Annotated in this window: 15 protein-coding genes; 6 read left to right on the top strand and 9 right to left on the bottom strand. The window is 63.4% G+C overall.

The features are described 5' to 3' along the window. Positions 1 to 37: 37 nt before the first annotated feature. Complete coding sequence (locus IG122_RS07905; RefSeq protein ID WP_193182202.1) at positions 38 to 1,258, bottom strand: sigma-54-dependent transcriptional regulator; 1,221 nt, start codon at positions 1,256 to 1,258, stop codon at positions 38 to 40. Beyond that, on the bottom strand, positions 1,255 to 2,958 hold the full coding sequence (locus tag IG122_RS07910; protein ID WP_193182203.1) for a sensor histidine kinase: 1,704 nt from the start codon (positions 2,956 to 2,958) through the stop codon (positions 1,255 to 1,257). The genes IG122_RS07905 and IG122_RS07910 overlap by 4 nt, the downstream gene beginning before the upstream one ends. 232 nt (positions 2,959 to 3,190) lie before the next feature. Between IG122_RS07910 and IG122_RS07915 the strand changes: the two genes are divergently transcribed. The 3 genes from IG122_RS07915 to IG122_RS07925 all read left to right on the top strand — a co-directional run bounded on the left by IG122_RS07915 (position 3,191) and on the right by IG122_RS07925 (position 6,334). Next, positions 3,191 to 4,195, top strand: a complete 1,005-nt coding sequence (locus tag IG122_RS07915; RefSeq protein ID WP_193182205.1) for a DctP family TRAP transporter solute-binding subunit — start codon at positions 3,191 to 3,193, stop codon at positions 4,193 to 4,195. Positions 4,196 to 4,279: 84 nt separating this feature from the next. Next, entirely contained in the window at positions 4,280 to 4,954 is a 675-nt protein-coding gene (locus IG122_RS07920; RefSeq protein WP_193182207.1) for a TRAP transporter small permease, read from the top strand. A gap of 3 nt (positions 4,955 to 4,957) precedes the next feature. Next, the gene (locus IG122_RS07925; protein WP_193182210.1) at positions 4,958 to 6,334 is read left to right on the top strand and encodes a TRAP transporter large permease; all 1,377 of its coding nucleotides are present in this window, start codon (positions 4,958 to 4,960) and stop codon (positions 6,332 to 6,334) included. Between the two features lie 24 nt (positions 6,335 to 6,358). Here IG122_RS07925 and pseB read toward each other — a convergent pair whose 3' ends face one another. The 5 genes from pseB to IG122_RS07950 all read right to left on the bottom strand — a co-directional run bounded on the left by pseB (position 6,359) and on the right by IG122_RS07950 (position 12,833). Next, positions 6,359 to 7,387, bottom strand: coding sequence for a UDP-N-acetylglucosamine 4,6-dehydratase (inverting) (gene pseB / locus IG122_RS07930; RefSeq protein WP_193182212.1), 1,029 nt, complete (start codon positions 7,385 to 7,387; stop codon positions 6,359 to 6,361). A 74-nt stretch (positions 7,388 to 7,461) separates the two neighbouring features. After that, complete coding sequence (pseC, locus tag IG122_RS07935) at positions 7,462 to 8,673, bottom strand: UDP-4-amino-4,6-dideoxy-N-acetyl-beta-L-altrosamine transaminase (protein WP_193182214.1); 1,212 nt, start codon at positions 8,671 to 8,673, stop codon at positions 7,462 to 7,464. A 4-nt stretch (positions 8,674 to 8,677) separates the two neighbouring features. Continuing rightward, on the bottom strand, positions 8,678 to 10,015 hold the full coding sequence (locus IG122_RS07940; RefSeq protein ID WP_193182216.1) for an HlyD family type I secretion periplasmic adaptor subunit: 1,338 nt from the start codon (positions 10,013 to 10,015) through the stop codon (positions 8,678 to 8,680). A 45-nt stretch (positions 10,016 to 10,060) separates the two neighbouring features. Next, on the bottom strand, positions 10,061 to 12,382 hold the full coding sequence (locus IG122_RS07945) for a type I secretion system permease/ATPase (protein WP_193182218.1): 2,322 nt from the start codon (positions 12,380 to 12,382) through the stop codon (positions 10,061 to 10,063). A gap of 160 nt (positions 12,383 to 12,542) precedes the next feature. Continuing rightward, positions 12,543 to 12,833 (bottom strand): hypothetical protein, encoded by a 291-nt coding sequence (locus tag IG122_RS07950; protein WP_193182220.1) that lies wholly within the window; start codon positions 12,831 to 12,833, stop codon positions 12,543 to 12,545. Between the two features lie 161 nt (positions 12,834 to 12,994). On the opposite strand from IG122_RS07950, the gene IG122_RS07955 reads away from it, so the two are divergent. Together IG122_RS07955 and IG122_RS23975 are read left to right on the top strand one after the other, a co-directional pair. Continuing rightward, entirely contained in the window at positions 12,995 to 13,813 is an 819-nt protein-coding gene (locus tag IG122_RS07955) for a sulfotransferase (RefSeq protein ID WP_193182222.1), read from the top strand. Between the two features lie 115 nt (positions 13,814 to 13,928). After that, complete coding sequence (locus IG122_RS23975) at positions 13,929 to 17,414, top strand: glycosyltransferase (RefSeq protein ID WP_226893391.1); 3,486 nt, start codon at positions 13,929 to 13,931, stop codon at positions 17,412 to 17,414. 5 nt (positions 17,415 to 17,419) lie between these two features. Here the strand turns inward: IG122_RS23975 and gmk are convergent, their stop codons facing one another. Together gmk and IG122_RS07970 are read right to left on the bottom strand one after the other, a co-directional pair. Further along, positions 17,420 to 18,079, bottom strand: coding sequence for a guanylate kinase (gmk, locus tag IG122_RS07965; RefSeq protein ID WP_193182224.1), 660 nt, complete (start codon positions 18,077 to 18,079; stop codon positions 17,420 to 17,422). Further along, positions 18,076 to 18,990, bottom strand: coding sequence for a YicC/YloC family endoribonuclease (locus IG122_RS07970; protein ID WP_319024839.1), 915 nt, complete (start codon positions 18,988 to 18,990; stop codon positions 18,076 to 18,078). Before IG122_RS07970 ends, gmk begins: the two co-directional genes overlap by 4 nt. Positions 18,991 to 19,072: 82 nt before the next feature. Here IG122_RS07970 and IG122_RS07975 point away from each other — a divergent pair, with 82 nt between their 5' ends. Then, on the top strand, positions 19,073 to 19,849 hold the full coding sequence (locus IG122_RS07975; protein ID WP_193182226.1) for an SDR family NAD(P)-dependent oxidoreductase: 777 nt from the start codon (positions 19,073 to 19,075) through the stop codon (positions 19,847 to 19,849). The last annotated feature ends 7 nt before the right edge of the window (positions 19,850 to 19,856 follow it).

Consider the following 19,856-nt stretch of genomic DNA (forward strand, 5'->3'; position numbering starts at 1 on the left):
GTCATCCGGCGGGGATGGCTTTTTTTGTCCCGGCCCCTCAGGACCGGCGGAAATCCCTCGGCGAGAGTCCGAACCGGGCCAAGCGGTCGTAGAAGGTATTGCGGGGAAGACCAAGAAGCCTGGCTGCTTCCGCTGCCTTGCCGCCGACCTTTTTCAGGGTTTCGGACAGAACCATCTTCTCGAACGCGTCGATCTGCTCCGCAAGGGTCCGTTGACCGGCTCCGTCACTCTGCACGCGGGAACCGAGCGCGTAGGTCGTCGCGTGTTCCCTCAGTTCCGGAAGGTTGCCCGGCCATGTCCGCGTCAAGAGCTCCGTGAACACCGAGGCCGGAACCTCCGGCATATCGGTATCCAGGCCGCGAATTGCCAGACGCAGGAGATTCTCGAATATCTCCGGCAGGTCTTCCCGCCGCTCGTCCAATGTCGGGAAACGGATCTCGACCACCGTGCTTCCGTCTTCCCCGAGACCGAGCCCTTCGAGTTCGGACAGCGGCAACACCGAAGACGAGATCAGGCGCAACGCCGGATCCGAATTCAACAGAGACTGAAGATCCTCGATCTGTCGTGGCGTCGCGTGCTCCACATTCTTCAGCGACAGATCCCATCCCGCCCCCTCTGCTCCAGCGAGACGCCGCACGGCGTCTTCCGATGCCGTGATCAGATTGAGCGTCCGGAAAACGCGCGGTTCCGGTGAGAGCGCGTTGATGGCAAAGGCGGCCTCCTTGCGGCCCGTACCTTTCGGCCCGTAAAGATGCACGTGGGAGCTGGCTGCCGCGACGCGGCGCAGAGCTGTCCGGAGCGCACTGGAAACCGGCCCGGAGCCGGGAAAACTCCGGGCGGCCGCGTCGCTCTGTTCAAGCGCGCGCTCGATACGCCTGGACTTGAGAACAAGTTGGCGATGCGCGACCGCGCGGCTGACGACATCGACCAGGCGTTCCGTACCGACCGGTTTCTCGAGATACTCGTAGGCCCCTTCCTTCATCGCGCGCATCGCGGTGGGCACGTCGCTGTGGCCGGTCAGCAGAATGACCGGCAGATCCGGGTCGGCGCTCCTCGCGGCTGTCAGGACATCGAACCCATCCTGATGCGGCATCCGGATGTCGGAAAGAATCACGCCGGGAAAATTCGCCCGGATGCTGCGCTTGGCCTGAACATATCCGACCGTGGAAATGACGCTCATATCCGCCAGTTCCAGAGTCTGTGCCAGCGATGCGCGCAGCGCGTCGTCATCCTCGATCAGGAGCACCTGTCCGCTCATGGATTCGCCTCGTCCGCAAGAGGAAGACGGATGGTGAAGACCGCGCCGCCCTCCTCCCGGTTGGCGCAGGAAAGCTCACCGCCGAAACTGCCGACCAGCCCATAGGAAATAGAAAGACCCAAACCGAGCCCTTTGGAGGCACCGAGCTCCTTTGTCGTATAGAAAGGCTCGAACACCCGGGACGGATCCGGAATGCCGGGACCGGTATCGGAAATCCTGAGCACGGCATCCGCACCGTCAGTCTCGATCTCGACGGAAATGAGCTTTTCCTCCGCATCGACGAGGGCGTCCTGCGCGTTCGAGAGAATATTGACCACGACCTGCTGCAGGCGAACCTCTCCGCCGAGGACGCAAACCGGTTGCCATGGAGCGCGCCAGGAAACCTCGATCCCGGCTTTCTCGAGCGACGCGCGTGTCAGCGCAAGCGCGTGCTCGACGGCCGCCGCGAGGTCTACGGGTTCGACGATCTCGGCTTCGTTGCGCGCGAAGCTCCTGAGATTCCGGATGATCCGGTCCATCCGCTGCACTTGCCGTGCGATCTCGCCGAGATTGTCCGCTGCCTTATCCGGGCGGTCCCGATCGATAAGCTTCATGCCGTTCTCGGCAAAATTCATAATCGCGGCCAGCGGCTGATTGAGTTCGTGGCTGATGCCGGCGGACATTTCCCCGAGCGCGGAGAGTTTCGAGGCCTGCACCAGCTGATCCTGCGCCATCCGCAGTTCGGACGTACGCTGTTCCACCCGTTCCTCCAGCCGCGCATTGGCCGCTGTCTCGATCGCCAGGCGGTCTGCCATCCGCCGGCGCCAGAGTGCAAGGATGAGACCGGCAAGGCCGACGACGCCCAGAACAGAGGCCGTAAGCAGACCACGGAGCAAAGCCGTCATCCGGGCCGGAGCGGTATCCAGAAATCCGCGCGCCGTCATATCGAGTTGCGGAATGGCGCGCGAGACCACGAGCGCCTGCTCAGGCAACGCCTCGGCGCCAGCGAATTCCCAGATCTCGAAATCGCCGTCCCGGCGGAGCTCGTGTTCCGGAAACGGCCGGAGCCCGGGAGACGCGGCATGCGGGCCCATGTCCTGTCGCATCAGCAGGGACTGACGCGTCGAGGCGAACACGATCTGCGCGCGGTCGAAGAAGCAGACCGCCTCCGGGTCGACCTCCCACTCGAACTCAAGCGATGCCACGTCGATCGTCACGAAGATCGCTCCGATCGCCGGAGCCCTGCCGTCGATCACGCCGCGGCTCAGGCGGAACAGGCGTCGCTGTCCGTCGAGGACTGTCTCCAGACCGAGCCGTCCGTTGAGCGCCGCCCGCAACAACGGAAGACTGACCGGCAGCTGCTCCCGGTCCGGCGAGGAGGCCGCGACCACGCGTCCGCCGGCATCCGTGACCACGATGCCGTCCGCTCCGTATGTCAGCACCGATTGCTCGAGCAGATCGCCGGTCTCCGGCGGAATGCCGCCACCAAGAACGCCGCTGACGACCGCGGGATGATCGGCGAGCAGATTGATCAGGTAGGTATAGCTCGCAAGCTGCCCCATCAGGCGGACACTCGCCTGCTGAAGCCGGATCCGTCCGGTTTCCTCCAACTGTTCCAGATTTGCGAGATAGGAATAGCGATAGACCGACCACCCGGCAAAAAGAGCGGCAAGCGCATAGATCGCGAGAATGGTTGCGGCGATTGTCTTGTTTCGAGACATGCTGTCCGATCATCGGAATGACGTGCGCTTACCTACGAAGAAGCATGCAGGAACTACAAGATAATTTGTCCGAACTTTCGGACAAAAACACGATAGAGACATTCGCTCACAATTTAGTTTCATGATTTTAAACGGAAAAATTTTTTTCCGAGTTCGTGATTGCCGAGTTTTCATCGAAAAACTCTGCTAAGGCCATCGCGGATTCAACCGCATGTGTCTTTGGGAGGACATCATGAAGAAGTTCGTCGCCGCCGCCCTGGCGGCCGCCGCCCTTATTGCGCCCGGCGTTGCCTACGCCAACTGCGATGACGGCGAAGTGGTCATCAAGTTCAGCCACGTCACCAATACCGACAAGCACCCGAAAGGGATCGCCGCGTCCCTGCTCGCCGAGCGGGTCAACACGGAGATGAACGGCAAGGCCTGCATGGAGGTCTTCCCGAACTCGACGCTCTACAACGACAACAAGGTCCTCGAGGCCATGCTGCAGGGCGACGTTCAGCTCGCTGCCCCGTCGCTCTCCAAGTTCGAGAAGTTCACCAAGCAGTTCCGCATCTTCGACCTGCCGTTCATGTTCAAGAACGTCGCCGCCGTCGATGCCTACCAGAGCTCCGATGCCGGCCAGAAGATGCTCGACAGCATGCAGCGCCGCGGCCTGCAGGGCCTCGCCTACTGGCACAACGGCATGAAGCAGATGTCTGCCAACAAGCCGCTGCTGATGCCGGCCGACGCCAACGGCCTTAAGTTCCGCGTCCAGTCGTCCGACGTTCTCGTCGCGCAGATGGAAGCGATCGGCGGCACGCCGCAGAAAATGGCCTTCTCCGAGGTCTATGGCGCACTCCAGCAGGGCGTCGTCGACGGTCAGGAAAACACCTGGTCCAACATCTTCGGCAAGAAGTTCTTCGAAGTGCAGGACGGCATCACGGAAACCAACCACGGCATCATCGACTATCTGCTGGTCACTTCCGTCGACTGGCTCGACAGCCTGAAGCCGGACGTGCGCGAGCAGTTCCTGAAGATCGTCGCCGAGGTCACCGACGCGCGGAACAAGGAATCCACCGCGGTCAACGAAGCAGCCAAGCAGTCCGTGATCAAGGCCGGCGGCACCGTCCGCACCCTGACCGCCGACCAGCGCGCCGCCTGGGTCGAGGTGATGAAGCCGGTCTGGGCCAAATTCGAGAAAGATGTCGGCTCCGACAACATCGCCGCCGCGCAGGCCGCGAACAGCCTGACCAACTAAGGCACCGGTTCCCTAAACAAGGCCAGTTCGCCTTGTTGCGCGGTGCGGTCACCCCCGCACCGCGCGTTTTTTGGAGCTGTCCCGATGACCAACAAGATTCTCTCGGACCGTATCGAGGAGCTGACGACCGCAGCGATCCTCGGTGCGATGACCCTGATCACCTTCGCCAACGTGATTGCGCGCTACGTCTTCGACAGCGGCATCCTCTGGGCGCTCGAGGTCACGGTTTTCCTTTTCGGCTGGCTGGTCCTGCTCGGCGCCGCCTATGCCGTCAAGACCCGGTCCCATCTCGGCGTCGACGTGCTGACCAACGGCTTCGCCCCCGGCACGCGCCGGGTCGTCGCGCTGGTTGCCGCCGCGGTCTGCATCTTCTACGCGTTCCTGCTGTTCAAGGGCGCCTGGGACTACTGGGCCAATTTCGCGAATCTCCCCGCGACCGAGGGACGCTGGTTCCCGCTCGGCTTCGAAACGGATTTTCGGGAAAAGGGCTGGTATGAGACCGAGGATACGCCGATGCCGGAATTCTTCGGCATCCGTCCGCTCGACTGGCTGCAGGACGTCTTCAATGCGGGCGAGCGCTACGAGAAGATCCCGCGGCTCGTTCCCTATTTCATTCTCCCCCTCGCGACCGGACTTCTGCTGATCCGTTTCGTCATGGCCGGCATCGCCATCTGGCGCGGTCGGATGGACGGGTTGATTGCCAGTCACGAGGCCGAGGAAGCGGTCGAAGAAGCCGCTGAAAAACTGAAGGATTGCTGACCGATGGAAGTCGCCCTTCTCTTCCTTGCCATCGTCGCCCTGCTGCTGATCGGCGTGCCGATCGCAGTCGCGCTCGGCCTCTCGTCGATCCTCTTCCTGCTGGCCTTCTCGGACTCCTCGCTGGCGTCGATCGCGCAGACCCTGTTCAGCGCATTCGAAGGCCACTACACGCTGCTGGCGATCCCCTTCTTCATCCTCGCCTCCTCCTTCATGTCGACGGGCGGGGTGGCGCGACGGATCATCCGCTTCTCGATCGCCTGCGTCGGACACTTCCCGGGCGGCCTCGCCATCGCCGGCGTGTTCGCCTGCATGATGTTCGCGGCGCTCTCCGGCTCATCGCCCGCGACCGTGGTGGCCATCGGCACCATCGTGATCGCCGGCATGCGGCAGGTCGGCTACACCAAGGAATTCGCCGCAGGCGTGATCTGCAACGCCGGCACGCTCGGCATCCTGATCCCGCCCTCGATCGTCATGGTGGTCTATGCCGCCGCCGTCGAGGTTTCGGTCGGCCGCATGTTCCTTGCCGGAGTGCTGCCGGGTCTGCTCGCCGGTCTTTCGCTCATGGTCGCGATCTACTTCATGGCTCGGTGGAAGAACCTGCCGAAAGGGGAGTGGGCCGGATGGCGCGAAATCTACGAGAGCGCGAAGGACGCCTCCTGGGGCCTGCTGCTGATCGTGATCATCATGGGCGGCATCTACGGCGGTATCTTCACGCCAACGGAAGCCGCAGCGGTGGCGGCCGTCTATGCCTGGATCATCGCGACCTTCGTCTATCGTGACATGGGCCCGCTGGCGACAGAAGGCGATGCGGCGAACGTCCCGCTCTACCGTCGTCCAAGCGCGCTGCTAACCGCATTCTATCACCCGGACACGCGAAAGACCCTGTTCGAGGCGGGCAAACTCACGGTCACCCTGCTCTTCGTCATCGCAAACGCGCTGATCCTGAAGCACGTGCTGACCGACGAGCAGATCCCGCAGAAGATCACAGAGGCGATGCTCGCCTACGGCTTCGGCCCGGTCATGTTCCTCGTTGCGGTGAACGTGATCCTGCTGATCGGCGGCCAGTTCATGGAACCGTCGGGGCTGCTGGTCATCGTCGCCCCGCTGGTCTTCCCGATCGCCATGGAGCTCGGCATCGACCCGATCCATCTCGGCATCATCATGGTGGTCAACATGGAAATCGGCATGATCACGCCGCCGGTCGGTCTCAACCTGTTCGTGACCTCCGGGGTCGCCGGCATGCCGATGATGTCGGTGGTAAAGGCGGCCCTACCGTTCCTGGCAGTGCTGTTCGCCTTCCTGATCGTGATCACCTACGTACCGTGGATCTCAACGGTGCTGCCGAACGCGGTGATGGGGCCGGAGCTGGTGACGAAATAGCTCCGGCTACCGCGGACTGAGCGGTTAGAGGGTCTCCATCACCTTCGTGAGATCTTCACCGCTCAGCCAGGCGGTGTTGGTATCGCTCGCATAGCGGAAATCCGGAACGACCATCTTCGCACCGCCATCGATATACTCCTTCATGACCCGGTCGCTGTTCGCGGGCAGGATCACGTAGCGGTCTTCGAGCTCCACCGTGGTCCGGGAATCGTCTTCCGAGATCATCACTTCGTGCAGCTTCTCGCCCGGGCGGATACCGACATTCCGGAGCGGCAGATCCGGTGCCATCGTCTTGGCGACATCGACGATCTTCATGCTCGGGATCTTCGGCACGAAGATCTCCCTCCCCTTCATCATCTGCAAGCTGGAAAGAACGAAATTCACCCCCTGCTGCAGCGTGATCCAGAACCGGGTCATGCGCTCGTCGGTGATCGGCAGATCCGTCGCACCCTCGTTCATCAGCTTGCGGAAGAAGGGGATCACGCTCCCCCGCGAGCCGATCACATTGCCGTAGCGCACGACCGAGAAATGGCAGCCGTCATGGCCGGCGATGTTGTTCGCGGCGACGAAGATCTTGTCCGACGCGAGTTTGGTCGCCCCGTAGAGATTGATCGGATTGGCGGCCTTGTCGGTCGAAAGCGCGATGACCTTCTTCACGCCGCTCCGCAACGCCGCTTTCACGACATTCTCGGCGCCGTGGATGTTGGTCTGCACGCATTCGAAGGGATTGTATTCCGCCGCCGGCACATGCTTCATCGCCGCCGCGTGAACCACGTAATCGACCCCGCGCATCGCCAACTCGAGCCGGTCGACGTCGCGCACGTCGCCGATGAAATAGCGGATCGGCTTGCCCGGAAGCGGCGGAAACTCCTGCGCCATGTCATAGTGTTTCTGCTCATCCCGGGAAAAGACGATGCAGCGGCGCATCTCGTTGTTGGCCAGCGCGGTGCGGATGAACTCCTTGCCGAAGGACCCGGTCCCGCCGGTCACGAGGACCGTCTTGCCGTCGAGGTCGATCAGGTTCTTGTCGAAATTGAACGCCGTGTAGCTCATGCGATCCTGGGCCTCACCCTAAGATATTCGAATCACGCTATTTTGCCCCGCTTGTGGAAACTGGGAAACCGCCTTCACAGCTTGAGCACGGAAGCGAGTTCATCGACCACCCTGTCGACGTCGCTTTCCGCCATCGCCGGGAACAGTGGCAGACTGAGACAGCGGGCGTAATAGGCATCGGCCCCGGGCAGGTTCAATGGACCGTATCGCCGGGCGTAGTAAGGCTGACGATGTAGCGGAATGTAGTGTACCTGGGTACCGACGCCGCGTTCCCTGAGAGCATTCATCACTTCCGTGCGCGTTGTTCCGAGCGCGTCGAAATCGATCAGCGTCACGGCCAGATGCCAGGCCGGATTGCAGCCTCCGGCGACACGCTGCATCTTCACATGCGGCCCCAGTGCGGCGACGCGTTCCGCATAGCGCTCGCGCAGCGCACGCCGCTTGGCGACGAAAGCATCAAGCTTCTTCAGCTGGCTGAGGCCGAGTGCCGCGTTCACGTCCGACAGGCGGTAATTGTAGCCCGGCAGATGCATCTCGTAATACCAGGGTGCCGGGTTGCCGGCTTCGAAGCCCATGGCCTGATTCTGGAACCGCTCCGGCTCTCGCACCATACCGTGGTTCCGCGCCCAGCCGAGGCGGTTGGCGAGAACGTCGCTGTTCGTCGTCAGCACGCCGCCCTCGCCGGTCGCGATTGTCTTCACCGGATGGGTCGAGAACATGGTGATGCCGCCGAGCGGACAGGATCCGACCGGCACCATGCCCTGCCCGACATCGTACTCGCCCCCAAGGGCATGACAGGCATCCTCGACCATCGCGAGGTGCGGAAACACCTTGCGGAGCCCGGCGATGTCCACGGTGTGCCCCGTCAGGTGGACCGGGAATATCGCTTTCACCGTCCCTTCGCTCAGGCCCGCGATGGCGCGCGCCACATGTTCCGCACTCATCAGCCCGGTCTCCGGGTCGACATCCGCGAAGAGCACGTCGGCATTTACGTACCGGACCGCGTTGGCGGTCGCGAGGAAGGTGACGCTCGGCACAACGACGACATCGCCGAAATCGAGCCCGAGCGCGATGGCCGCCATGTGCAGTCCGGCGGTGCCGCTCGAGCAGGCGACCGCATGTTTCGCACCGACACGTTCGGCAAATGCCTTCTCATAGGTATCGACGGTCGGCCCGGTGGTCAGGAAGTCCCCACGCAGCACCTCGAGCACGGCCTGCTCGTCTTCGGCATCGATCTGCTGACGGCCATAGGGAAGAAAACTCTTGGGCGGGGCCGTGTCTTTCATGGCGTCAATTTTCCCTCAATCCGAGCTCGAAGCTGCGAACCAGCGGCGCGAGCAGATATTCGAGCAGGGTCTGATCCCCTGTCGAGATGATTACAGTCGCCGGCATGCCCTGCACAAGCTCAAGCTCCGGCTGCTTGGCGAGGCTATCCCGGTCAAGTTCCACTCGCGCCTCGTAATAGGGGGCGCCCCGCTCGGGTTGAACGATATCGGCCGAAACGGTAAGCAGCTTGCCGTCGATCGGCTGGGTGGTGCGCTGGCTGAACGACGTCAGACGCACACTGGCCAAGGCCCCCACCTCGACGACGTCAATATCCGCCGGATCGATGCGCGCCTTGACGACCAGAGTGTCGCCCTGCGGAACGATCCCCAAGATCGGCTCGCCCGGACCGATGACACCGCCCACCGTGAAGAACCGCAGACCGTAGACCCGTCCACTCTGCGGCGCCCGGATCCGGGTTCTGTCAAGCGCGTCACGCGCGCCCTTGAGGCGGTCCTTCAGATCGATCAGTTGATCCTGAACCTCGCGTAGGCTGGTCTCCACCTCGGTCTTGAACCGCTCCTGGGTGTTCAGAAGCTGGAACTCGGTCTCGGCGATGGTCTGCTCCGCCCGGGCGATCAGCGCCTTGCGGTTGCCGATGCTGCCTTCGAGCTGGACCGCGGTACGCTCCAGCGCAAGCAGGCGCGGCTTGCGCTCCAGCCCCTTCTCGTAAAGCACCCGGACATCCGAGATCTCTTCCTGGATCAGCTCGTACTGCCGCGCATCCGCGCGCTGCTGGGCCAGAAGCGCGGTGATCTCTTCGCGGGTTTTCTGGATGCGCCGTTTCAACAGGCTGAACTGGCTGTCCCGCGCGCTGATTCGGTTGGCGAAAAGCCGTTGCTGCCCGGCGATCACTTCCTGAACGTCAGGATCGGATGCCGCCGCGACCAGTTCCTGGGGAAAGTTGACCTCGGCCAAATCGTCCCGCTCCGCCTCGAGGCGCGCCTTGGTGCCGAGATGCGTCAGATACTGCTTGCGGAGCAGCTCGAACTCGACCGAGACACGGGTATCATCGAGCCGGATCAGGATGTCGCCTTCGCGGACAACGTCGCCATCCCTGACATTGATCGCCTCGATAATGCCACCCTCGAGGTGCTGCACGGTCTTTTGATTGCTCGAGACCTGCAGCTGTCCCTGGGCGATCGCGCCGCTGCCCAGCGGCGCCAGCGCCGCCCAAAGCCCGAATCCTCCGAAGAACAGCAACAGGACCATGAACCCGGCCCAGACGACCGGACGCCAGGCTTTCGGATTTTCAGCTTCCGAAAGCTCGAAGGCATCGTTCAGGTCGTTGGCCGCATTCGACATCTTTGGTTCCTATAACGGGTCGGCGTAACCGGGCCCGGACGAACGTTACTGCTTGGCGCGCGGGCGCCCGGAGATGGACTGAATATCCTCTATATTGAGCGCCGCGGCCGGACGGATATTGGGCGGCGGCGCAACGGATATCGGTCCCCGGGACGGCTTGACCGTCTCGGCCGGAGCCTGAGGCTCCGGCGTCGAATTGTTTGCGGGTTTCGGAGCCGGCCGGACCGGAATGGCGTGCGGCGGCGGATGCATGCGCACCGTCTCCACCAGTTTCGGCGGTCGCACCATCGGACCGGCGCCTTCATCTCCGTGCGCCGGAGCGGGCCCCTGGGCCGGGCCCCGGCGGGCGAGGATTTCCATCGCCTGGGCAGATCCCTGACCCAGCTTCGGACGTACGCCATGCCCGGTTCCGGGCTGCAGCGTCGGCGGCATACCTTCGTTCGACCGGGCCCGGCGCGCAGACGGCATGCCGGATGGCATGCTCGGCGGTGGGGGAAGATTTGCGGCCGGCACGCCCGGAATCCCCTTGCGGGAAGGGCTTGGCCCGACCCTTTGCTCGACGGGCTCAGCCCGTTCCGGTGGCGTCATGCGACGGCGGTCGGCCCCAGGCCGGCCGCCTTGCGGCTCGGCTTCGTCCGGTTTCCCGGACGGCCTGGCCTGCGGCGGCGGCATCGATGTCGGCCCCATCCCCGCACTGGCCAGCACCTCGTCGCGTGAACCGTATTTGTTGATCATGCCCTCCTGCAGCACGAGCAGCTTGTCCATGTTGGCAAGCGCCTGCACCCGGTGGGTGATCATGATGATGGTCGCCCCGCGTTCCTTGAGCTCGTTCAGCGCCTTCACCAGCGCTTCGTCGCCCTTGGAATCCAGGTTCGAGTTCGGCTCGTCCAGAACCACCAGCGACGGCTCGCCATAAAGCGCCCGTGCCAAGGCGACCCGTTGACGCTGACCGCCGGAGAGCAATGCTCCGGAATTGCCGATATCCGTATCGTAACCGTTCGGGAGCTGCAGGATCAGGTCGTGCAGGCCAGCCAGCTTGGCGGCCGCGATCACCTGCTCGGGATCCGGTTCGGCATCCAGCCGCGCGATATTCTCGGCAATGGTTCCGCTGAACAACTCGATGTCCTGCGGCATATATCCGATGTGCTTGCCGAGGCTCTCGGTGCTCCAGTTGTAGATATCGGCACCGTCGAGGCGTACATGCCCGACATGCGGTTTCTCGACCCCGACGATCAGACGCGCCAGGGTCGACTTTCCGGCCGCCGACGGTCCGACGACGCCAAGCGCTTCGCCCGGTTTCACCTCGAGACTGATGCGCTGAAGGATCGGTCGCGGTGCCCCGCGCGGCTGATATCCGACGCCCTCGAGCACCAGATGGCCCTTCGGCGCGGGCAGCTCCATCCGCCGCATGCCGGACTGGGCATTGACCAGCGCCGTTTCGATGGTGCGATAGGCAGAGAGCGCCTCGACCAGATGGCGCGCCTGCCCGATCGCCATTTCGACCGGCTGCAGCGCCCGGCCGAGGATCAGCGAACAGGCGATCATCATGCCCGGTGTCATGTCGACTTCCGGGTTGATGATCTGCAACACGGCCACCGTCATGATCACCATCTGCAGGAGCATGCGGGCGGATTTCGAGATGGCGGCAAGGATCGCGGCCCGGTCGCTCGCCCGCCCCTGCAGGCTGAGGACCTGCTCGTTCTCGCGGTGCCAGCGCCCCATGATGTTGCGCCGCATGCCCATGCTCTCGACGACAGCGGCATTGCGAACAGCGGATTCGGCGGCAGAGTAGGCCTTGGAGGAAAATTCCTGCGCCGCGTTCAGCGCCGGTCGCGTCATCCGGTCGTTGATAACCCCGAGCGTGAACATGACGATCGCACCGATCGCCGCGGCAAGTCCCATGGCCGGGTTGATCCAGAGAATCAGCGCGAGAAAGACCGGGACCCACGGCACGTCCAGCATGGTCAGCATGCCGGGCCCGGTAAGAAACATGCGCAAGGTACTCAGCGATCGAAGCGGATTGCTGTTCGGCTGGCTGCCGCGGTCAAGCGCGTCGGTTATGATGGAAGAAAGCAGGAGCGGACCAATGCGACGGTCGATCCAGCCGCTGATGCGAACGAAGGCATAGGCCCGGATGGTGTCGAGCGTGGCCTGGATCGCAAGCGCGAAACCGGCAATCCCGAGCAGCAGGAACAGCGTCGCTTCGCTGCGGCTTGCCAGCACCCGGTCGAAAACCTGGAACATGAAGACCGGCAAGGTCAGCATCAGCAGATTGACGGCAAAGCTGAACACGCCGGCGGAGAACAGCGCCGTGTAGCAGGCTCGCATCAACCGGTTGACGGTTACGGGCTGATCCGCCCCTGCCATGAAATCACCTCGGTACGACCATCCGGACACAACCGCGCGAATTTTCACGCGGCTTTTGGCTCAAAGACAATCAATACCATACATGATTCGCCGAAGCGAAACATGAAGTCTCTGGTCTTGGTTATTGATTTTTAGTCGAAAAGGCCGGGTGATCGGGCCTTCAATCCTCGGTGAATTTCGCCAAGTCGATATCGCCGTGACGGAACGGGACCCAGTACTTGGTCTCCGGATTGAACTGCAGCCCGTAGATGTTGGTGCAGAAAATCTTAGTCGGCGGAGTCTGGCCCTCGCCTTCGGTGCGGGCGACATCGACCAGATCGGCCGGCTTGAAATAGGTTTCCCATGCCGCCGAGACGTCGGAGCGCTCTTGCTCGGAGAGATCGTTCACCTGCATGGCGAGATCCCAAGTCTGCTCAAGATCATTCCAAAGGTCGTCGAGATACTTGCCCATCGATCCAAAATCCACAGTGTCATGTGCGGTTTGTCTTCATCGCCTTATATCGGATCGGTTTCGGCAGGTGAAGGTGTAAATTACAGCTTGGCGGAGCGCCGGACCTTGGAATATCAAAGCGCTTCATGTGATGTCGCACCTTTCAAGGTGCAGGAGTCGGTGTGCTTTTCAAGCTGTTCGAGAACCTGTTTTCCCACCCGGACACGACCAGTCCGCTGCTGATCGGAGCCACCGGCGGCTCCGGGACCCGGGCCCTGCACGGCGCCCTCAAAGAAGCAGGCTTCTTCGTCGGAGAGCGGCTGAACCATGCCGGCGACGCGATGGATTTCGAACCGTTCCTCGATGCCAACATCAATCCGGTCCTGCGCGAAACCCGGTCTCTCGACTACAGTCTCGATGACCTGAGCGACGGTGTGCGCTCAGCGGCGATCAGAGATTTTCGCGCCGCTCTCAAGCAGTACACGCGCGAACTGCCGCGGAATGCGTCGAACTGGGGTTGGAAGAATCCTCGCAGCATGTACGTTCTGCCGATCGTAGCAGACGCCTGCCCAGGCATGCGTTTCCTGCATCTTGTCCGGGACGGCCGCGACATGGCACTGAGCGACAATCAGAACCAGCCGAACAAGCATTACGACGCCCTCTTCGGTGAAACCTATAGCGGCGAGAGCCCCGAAAACGCGATCCGCCTCTGGGCGACCGCCAACATGCAGGTCGCGGACTGGGGCGAGCGCATTCTCGGGAAGCGCTACGCGCGAATTCGGTTCGAAGATCTCTGCGCGGCACCGCGCGCAACCCTGATGGAAGCTCTCATCGCCAGCGGTTTGGAGGGGGACCTTGCCGGCCAGGTCGGATCGGCCGCCGAAGCGGTGATCCGGATACCGGAGTCCGTCGGCCGCTGGAATCGGCTTCCCGATCGAGAGAAGGGCAGCCTCAGCGAAATCGGCTCCAAAGCGCTGACACGCTTCGGCTACGCGACGTGAAGGCGCCGGTTAGCTCACCCGTGCCGGCCAATATCGCGGAACCGCGAGCTTTATGATATCCAAGCGACCGATTACGCGAACAGGCGACACAGAACACGCAGCGAGTCCCCGATTCATGGCAGCGAAGTCCCCGTCCAAGAAAAAGAAGACCTCGACCGCGGTCGTCATCCTCGGCATGCACCGCAGCGGGACGTCAGCGCTGACCCGGGTCTGCAACATTCTCGGTGTCGAGCTGAGCGACAACCTGCTGCCGCCGGTCGAAGGCAATAACGAAACCGGCTTCTGGGAACATCTCGACACCGTCGTCACCGACGAGCAGCTGCTGACCGACTTTGAGATGTTCTGGGACGATCCGCGAGCGCTGCCAGCCGGCTGGACCGGAACGGAAGCGGCGGAGAAGGCCCGAAGGACGATCCTCGAATTCCTCGAGAAGGATTTTGCCGGCGCGAAGCTCTGGGGCATCAAGGACCCCCGGATGTGCCGCCTGATGCCGCTCTGGGAGCCCGTGCTGGAAGAGTTCGGCGCGGAGCCGGTTTATGTGATCATGCAGCGCAATCCGCTCGAGGTCGCGCGCTCCCTGCACCAGCGCGACGGACTCTCGACCGGCCGTGGCCTCGTGCTCTGGCTGCGCCACGTGATCGAATCAGAGCGCGCCACCCGAGGCAAACGCCGCACCTTCCTCAGCTACGACCGGCTGATGGCGGACTGGCAGGGCACGATCGAAGGCATGGCGAAAAGCCTCGACCTTCCGCTCGACAAAGTCACCGGCGAGTCGCGCGCCGAAATCGAAGGTTTCATCCGTCCCGGCCTCAGGCACTTCGCCCTGCACGACAGGGAGCTTTACGGCTCGGCCACACTCTCGCGCTGGGCGGGCCGTGTCTTCGCCGCCTGTCGCGCACTGGAGTGCGATCCGGACGATGCCGCCGCTCTCGCCGCCATCGATCTGGTCGCCGCGGAACTGGAGCTCGCCGGGGCCTATTTCGACGACATCGTCGGCGAGGCCGCCCCGCGCGAGAAGAAACAGCGCGAGGAGATCGTCGATCTGCACCGCAAGGTCGCGGAACGTCAGAACTGGGCGACGGAACAGATCAGCCGGGTGGCGGAACGGGATGCCCGGCTTCAGGAACGCGACCGGATGATCCACTCGCTGATGGTCCAGCGCGAGGACCTGCATGCGAACTACAAGCAGGCGCAGCACGATCTCAATATCGAGAATGCGCGCATCCACCGCGAATTGCGCTTCATCACCGGAACCTGGTCCTGGAAACTCACCCGGCCGCTCAGGGTGATGAACCGGCTCTTCCTGCGCACCCTCGGCGCCATGCGGGTACTCAAGCACGACATGCATGTCGCTTCGGCGATCCATGCCGAGGCCCTCGGCGGCGACGTCTTCCGTTCGACCGAGCCGAACCCGCAGCTGATTCTCGGCTCGCCCTGGCGCTTCCTGCCGGAAGGCTGGGTCGAGGTTTCCTACGAGATCGAGGCCAAGCGCGGGGCCTCGCCCTTCCTCTTCGCCGATGTCGGTTACGGGTTCGAGGAAGCTTACCGGTTCCGCCTGCCGCCGACCCGCGGCGGTACGGGCAAGGCCATCGTCCGGTTGCCGAAAGGGATCTTCCAGCTCCGTTTCGATCCGGTGCATTTCGTCGGCACCTTCGAGATCAAGCATATCCGGATTCGCGAGGTCAGCCGCATTCTGCTGACCCTGCGTACGCTCTGGAGCCGCATCCGCGAGGTGATCGAGCACAGGGACGCGCGCAAGCGGGTCGGCAAACGGATTTACGATCTGGTGGTGAAGCGGGACGTCAAAGGCTTCTTCGAGGGCGTCGCACGGCTCGGCCCGGACCCGGTCAGCAGCTATACCCGCTGGTTCGAGCTCTATGGCACGCTAACGGACGACGACCGGACCGCGATCCGGAAACATATCGAGACGATGAAGAAGAAGCCGCGCTTCTCGATCGTCATGCCGACCTACAACACGCCCGTGCAGTTCCTGCGCAAGGCCATCGAGTCGGTACAGAACCAGCTTTATCCCGAGTGGGAACTCTGCATCGCCGACGATGCATCCACCTCTCAGGAGACGAAGGATCTGCTTCGCCGCTACGCGAACGAGGACGACCGCATCAAGGTCACCTTCCGGGAGAAGAACGGCCACATCTCGGCGGCCTCGAACAGCGCGCTGGAACTCGCGACCGGCGACTATATCGCCCTGCTCGATCACGACGACGAGCTGACGCCGCACGCGCTCTACATGATGGCGGTCGAGGTCCGGGATCATCCGGATGCGGACATCATCTATTCGGACGAGGACAAAGTCGACGAGAACGGCGACCACTATGCGCCCTATTTCAAGCCGGACTGGGCGCCGGACATGTTCCTCGGCCAGAACCTGATCAATCATCTTGGAGTCTACCGCCGCAAGCTGGTCGAGAAGGTCGGAGGCTTCCGCCTCGGCTACGAGGGCAGCCAGGATTACGATCTCGCGCTCCGCGTGATCGAGCAAACCAGGCCGGAGAACATCCGGCACATTCCTCACATCCTCTATCACTGGCGCGCGGCCGAGGGCTCGACCGCGCTCGCCGAGGAGGAGAAGGACTATACCGGCAGCGCCGCGATCCGGGCGATCCAGGACCATCTCGACCGCTCGAAGATCAAGGCCAAGGTGGTGCAGGGCCGAGACATCTACAGCCAGCGGGTCATTTACGAGCTGCCGAAGAAACCGCCGCTGGTCAGCCTGATCATCCCGACCCGGAACCGGGCCGACATCCTGAAAGGCGCCGTCGACGGCATCCGCGAGAAGAACGACTACCCGAACTGGGAAATCATCGTCGTCGACAATGGGAGCGACGAGGAAGAGACCCTCGAATATCTCGCCGAGCTGGAAAAGGACGACCGGGTCCGGATCCATCGGGACGACGGGCCGTTCAACTATTCCCGTCTCAACAACGATGCCGCCCGCCTCGCCAAGGGCGAGATCATCGGTCTGATCAACAACGACGTCGCGCCGATCAATGAAGACTGGCTTTCCGAGATGGTCCGCCAGGTGACGCAGCCCGGTGTCGGCGCGGTCGGGGCGAAGCTCTATTACGAGAACGACACCCTGCAGCATGGCGGCGTGATCGTCGGGCTCGGCGGCGTGGCCGGTCATTTCGACAAGCGCCTGCCGCGCGACAGCCGCGGCTATTTCGGCCGCGCCATGCTGGTGCAGAACTTCTCCGCCGTCACCGCCGCCTGCCTTCTGGCGCCGAAGGAGGTGTTCGAGGAGGTCGGCGGGCTCGACGAGCAGAACCTCGCGGTCGCCTTCAACGATGTCGATTTCTGCCTGAAGATCCGCGAGGCCGGCTATCGCATCATCTGGACGCCCTATGCCGAACTCTATCACTACGAGTCGATCAGCCGGGGCGAGGATACCGATCCGGACAAGCGGGCCCGCTTCAACGCGGAATCCGAATATATGCAGAAACGCTGGGCCAAGGTCTGCGAGCACGACCCCTATTACAGCCCGAACCTGACGCTCGATTTCGAACAGCCCTCGCCCGCAGACCCGCCGCGCGCGCTCCGGCCGTGGAACGACTATTTCGAGCAGGAAGACGCGGCGGACTAGAGGTCCTAGCGGCCCTCGCGGAGCTGCTTGACGAAATCGGTGAGGCCGAGCTGGCGGTCGCGCTTCAGACGCTCGGCCGTCAGGATCGCACGCACCTTCTCCACGCTCTCGTCGAGATCGTGGTTCACGATGATGTAGTCGTATTCGCGGTAGTGGCTGATCTCTTCTGCCGCCTTGGACATGCGCTGGGCGACAACCTCGGCGGAATCCTGGTTCCGACCCAGCAGGCGGCGCTCCAGCTCGTGGATAGAGGGCGGAAGGATGAAGACACTGACCAGGTCGTCGCGCGCCGCGTCGGCAATCTGCTGCGTGCCCTGCCAGTCGATATCGAACAGCACGTCCCCACCGCCGCCGAGCACCTTCTCGACGCGGTCCCGCGGCGTGCCGTAATAGTAATTGTTGCCGAGGACCTTGGCATATTCGAGGAATTCGCCCCGGTTGATCCGGAGCTGGAATTCGGTCTGGTCGATGAAATAGTAGTCCGTGCCGTCCACTTCCCCCGGCCGGCGCGGACGGGTTGTCGCCGAGACGGAGATCGTCAAATCGTCCTCGAGTTTCAGCAGCTCCCGGCAGATCGAGGATTTGCCGGCGCCGGATGGAGAGGACAGCACCAGCATCAGACCGCGGCGGCGCAGCTCGGTATCGTTTTCGGTAGCGTAGCTCATTCGACGTTCTGAACCTGCTCGCGGAACTGCTCGACAGTGGATTTCAGTTCGAGCCCGATATTGGTCAGCGCCAGCGAGGCCGCCTTGGAGCAGATCGTGTTGCTCTCCCGGTTCAGCTCCTGGCAGATGAAGTCCAGTTTGCGGCCGATCACCCCGCCGGCCTTGATGAGGTCTCGGCAGGCATCGATATGGGCGTCCAGCCGGTCGACCTCCTCGCGGATATCGGCCTTGGTCGCGAGCAGGGCCAGTTCCTGACCGAGGCGTTCCTCGGAGACCGGCGGAGACTGTTCGAGCAGCTCGGCGATCTGCTGCTTCATCCGCTCGCGCTGCTGGCCGGGCTGGAGGTCGGCGGTCTCTTTGGCCGACGCGGAGAGCCCCGAGAGGGTCTTCAGATGGGCCGTGAGCATGTCGGCGAGCCGCCCGCCCTCTTCCGCGCGCATCGCCGTCAGGGCGGACAGAGTCTCCTCGAGCCCCTTCAGAAGAGCCGCGAGCAGGGCTTCCTTCTGCTCCGCATCCTGCGCCGGGTCTTCGTCCGTCTCCAGAATGCCGCGCACGGAGAGCAGGCTGTCGAGGCGCGGCGGAGACGGGTAGATCTTGCCTTCGGCTTCCAGCGCCGCCTGCAGTTCGAGGATCTGTTCGATCAGCTCACGGTTCACGTTGAGCGCCTTGACCGCGCTCCGGCGCGCGACCGACAGCGATACCGAGAGGGATCCGCGCCCGAGCTTCGCCCCGATCAGCTTTCGGGCCGGGATTTCGAGCGCATCGTAGCCGCCCGGCATGCGGAAGCGGATATCGAGGCTCTTGCCGTTGACCGACTTGACCTCCCAGCTCCACTGCCATTCTCCGGCGCCGTCGCCAGCGTCATGGGTTCCCTCGACACGGGCGTAACCCGTCATGCTGTTGATCGTCACCGATACCACCAGATCTTTGCTATAGAAGTCGCGGGCGCACTATATCCGTGCCCGGTTACGGCAACAAGACGCGGAGGCCGCGATGCAGGCGCCGAAATCGATCCTGATCACCGGCGCCTCCAGCGGGATCGGCGCCGCGCTCGCTGCCACCTATGCCGCGCCGGGCGTGACCCTCTTTCTCGGCGGCCGGGACGAAGCGCGCCTGGCGGAGGTCGCCGAAACCTGCGCGGCGAAGGGCGCCTCCGTTCATAGCTGCCGGATCGACGTCACCGACCGGGCCGGAATGGACCGCTGGATCGACGAAGCCGACACCCTGGCGCCTCTGGACCTCGTCATCGCCAATGCCGGGATATCCCTCGGCACCGGCGACGGCGGCCCGGAACCCGCCGAGCAGGTCCGGAGGCTCTACGCGGTCAATGTCGACGGGGTTATGAACACCGTGCTTCCGGCGCTGGACAGGATGCGCCCGCGCGGCTCCGGGCAGATCGCCATCATGAGTTCTCTCGCCGGCTTCCGGGGCTTTCCCGGCGCCCCGGCCTATTGCGGCTCCAAGGCCGCGGTCCGGGTGTTCGGCGAGGGCCTGAGGCCGATGGCGGCGCGCGAAGGGATCGGCGTCAGCGTGATCTGCCCCGGCTATGTCCGCTCCCCGATGACCGCGGTGAACGACTTCCCGATGCCGTTTCTGCAGGATGTCCACAAGGCGGCGGAGAAGATCCGACGCGGGCTCGCCCGCAACAAGCCGCGGATCGCCTTTCCCTGGCCGCTCTACGCCACCGTGCTGCTCCTGCAGACACTGCCGCCCGCCTGGATCGACGGTCTCATGGGACGCCTGCCGACCAAGGGGTCGTCCGGCCACTGATCCGCGT

The sequence above is a fragment of the Nisaea sediminum genome (assembly GCF_014904705.1).
GTDB classification, from domain to species: Bacteria; Pseudomonadota; Alphaproteobacteria; order Thalassobaculales; family Thalassobaculaceae; genus Nisaea; species Nisaea sediminum.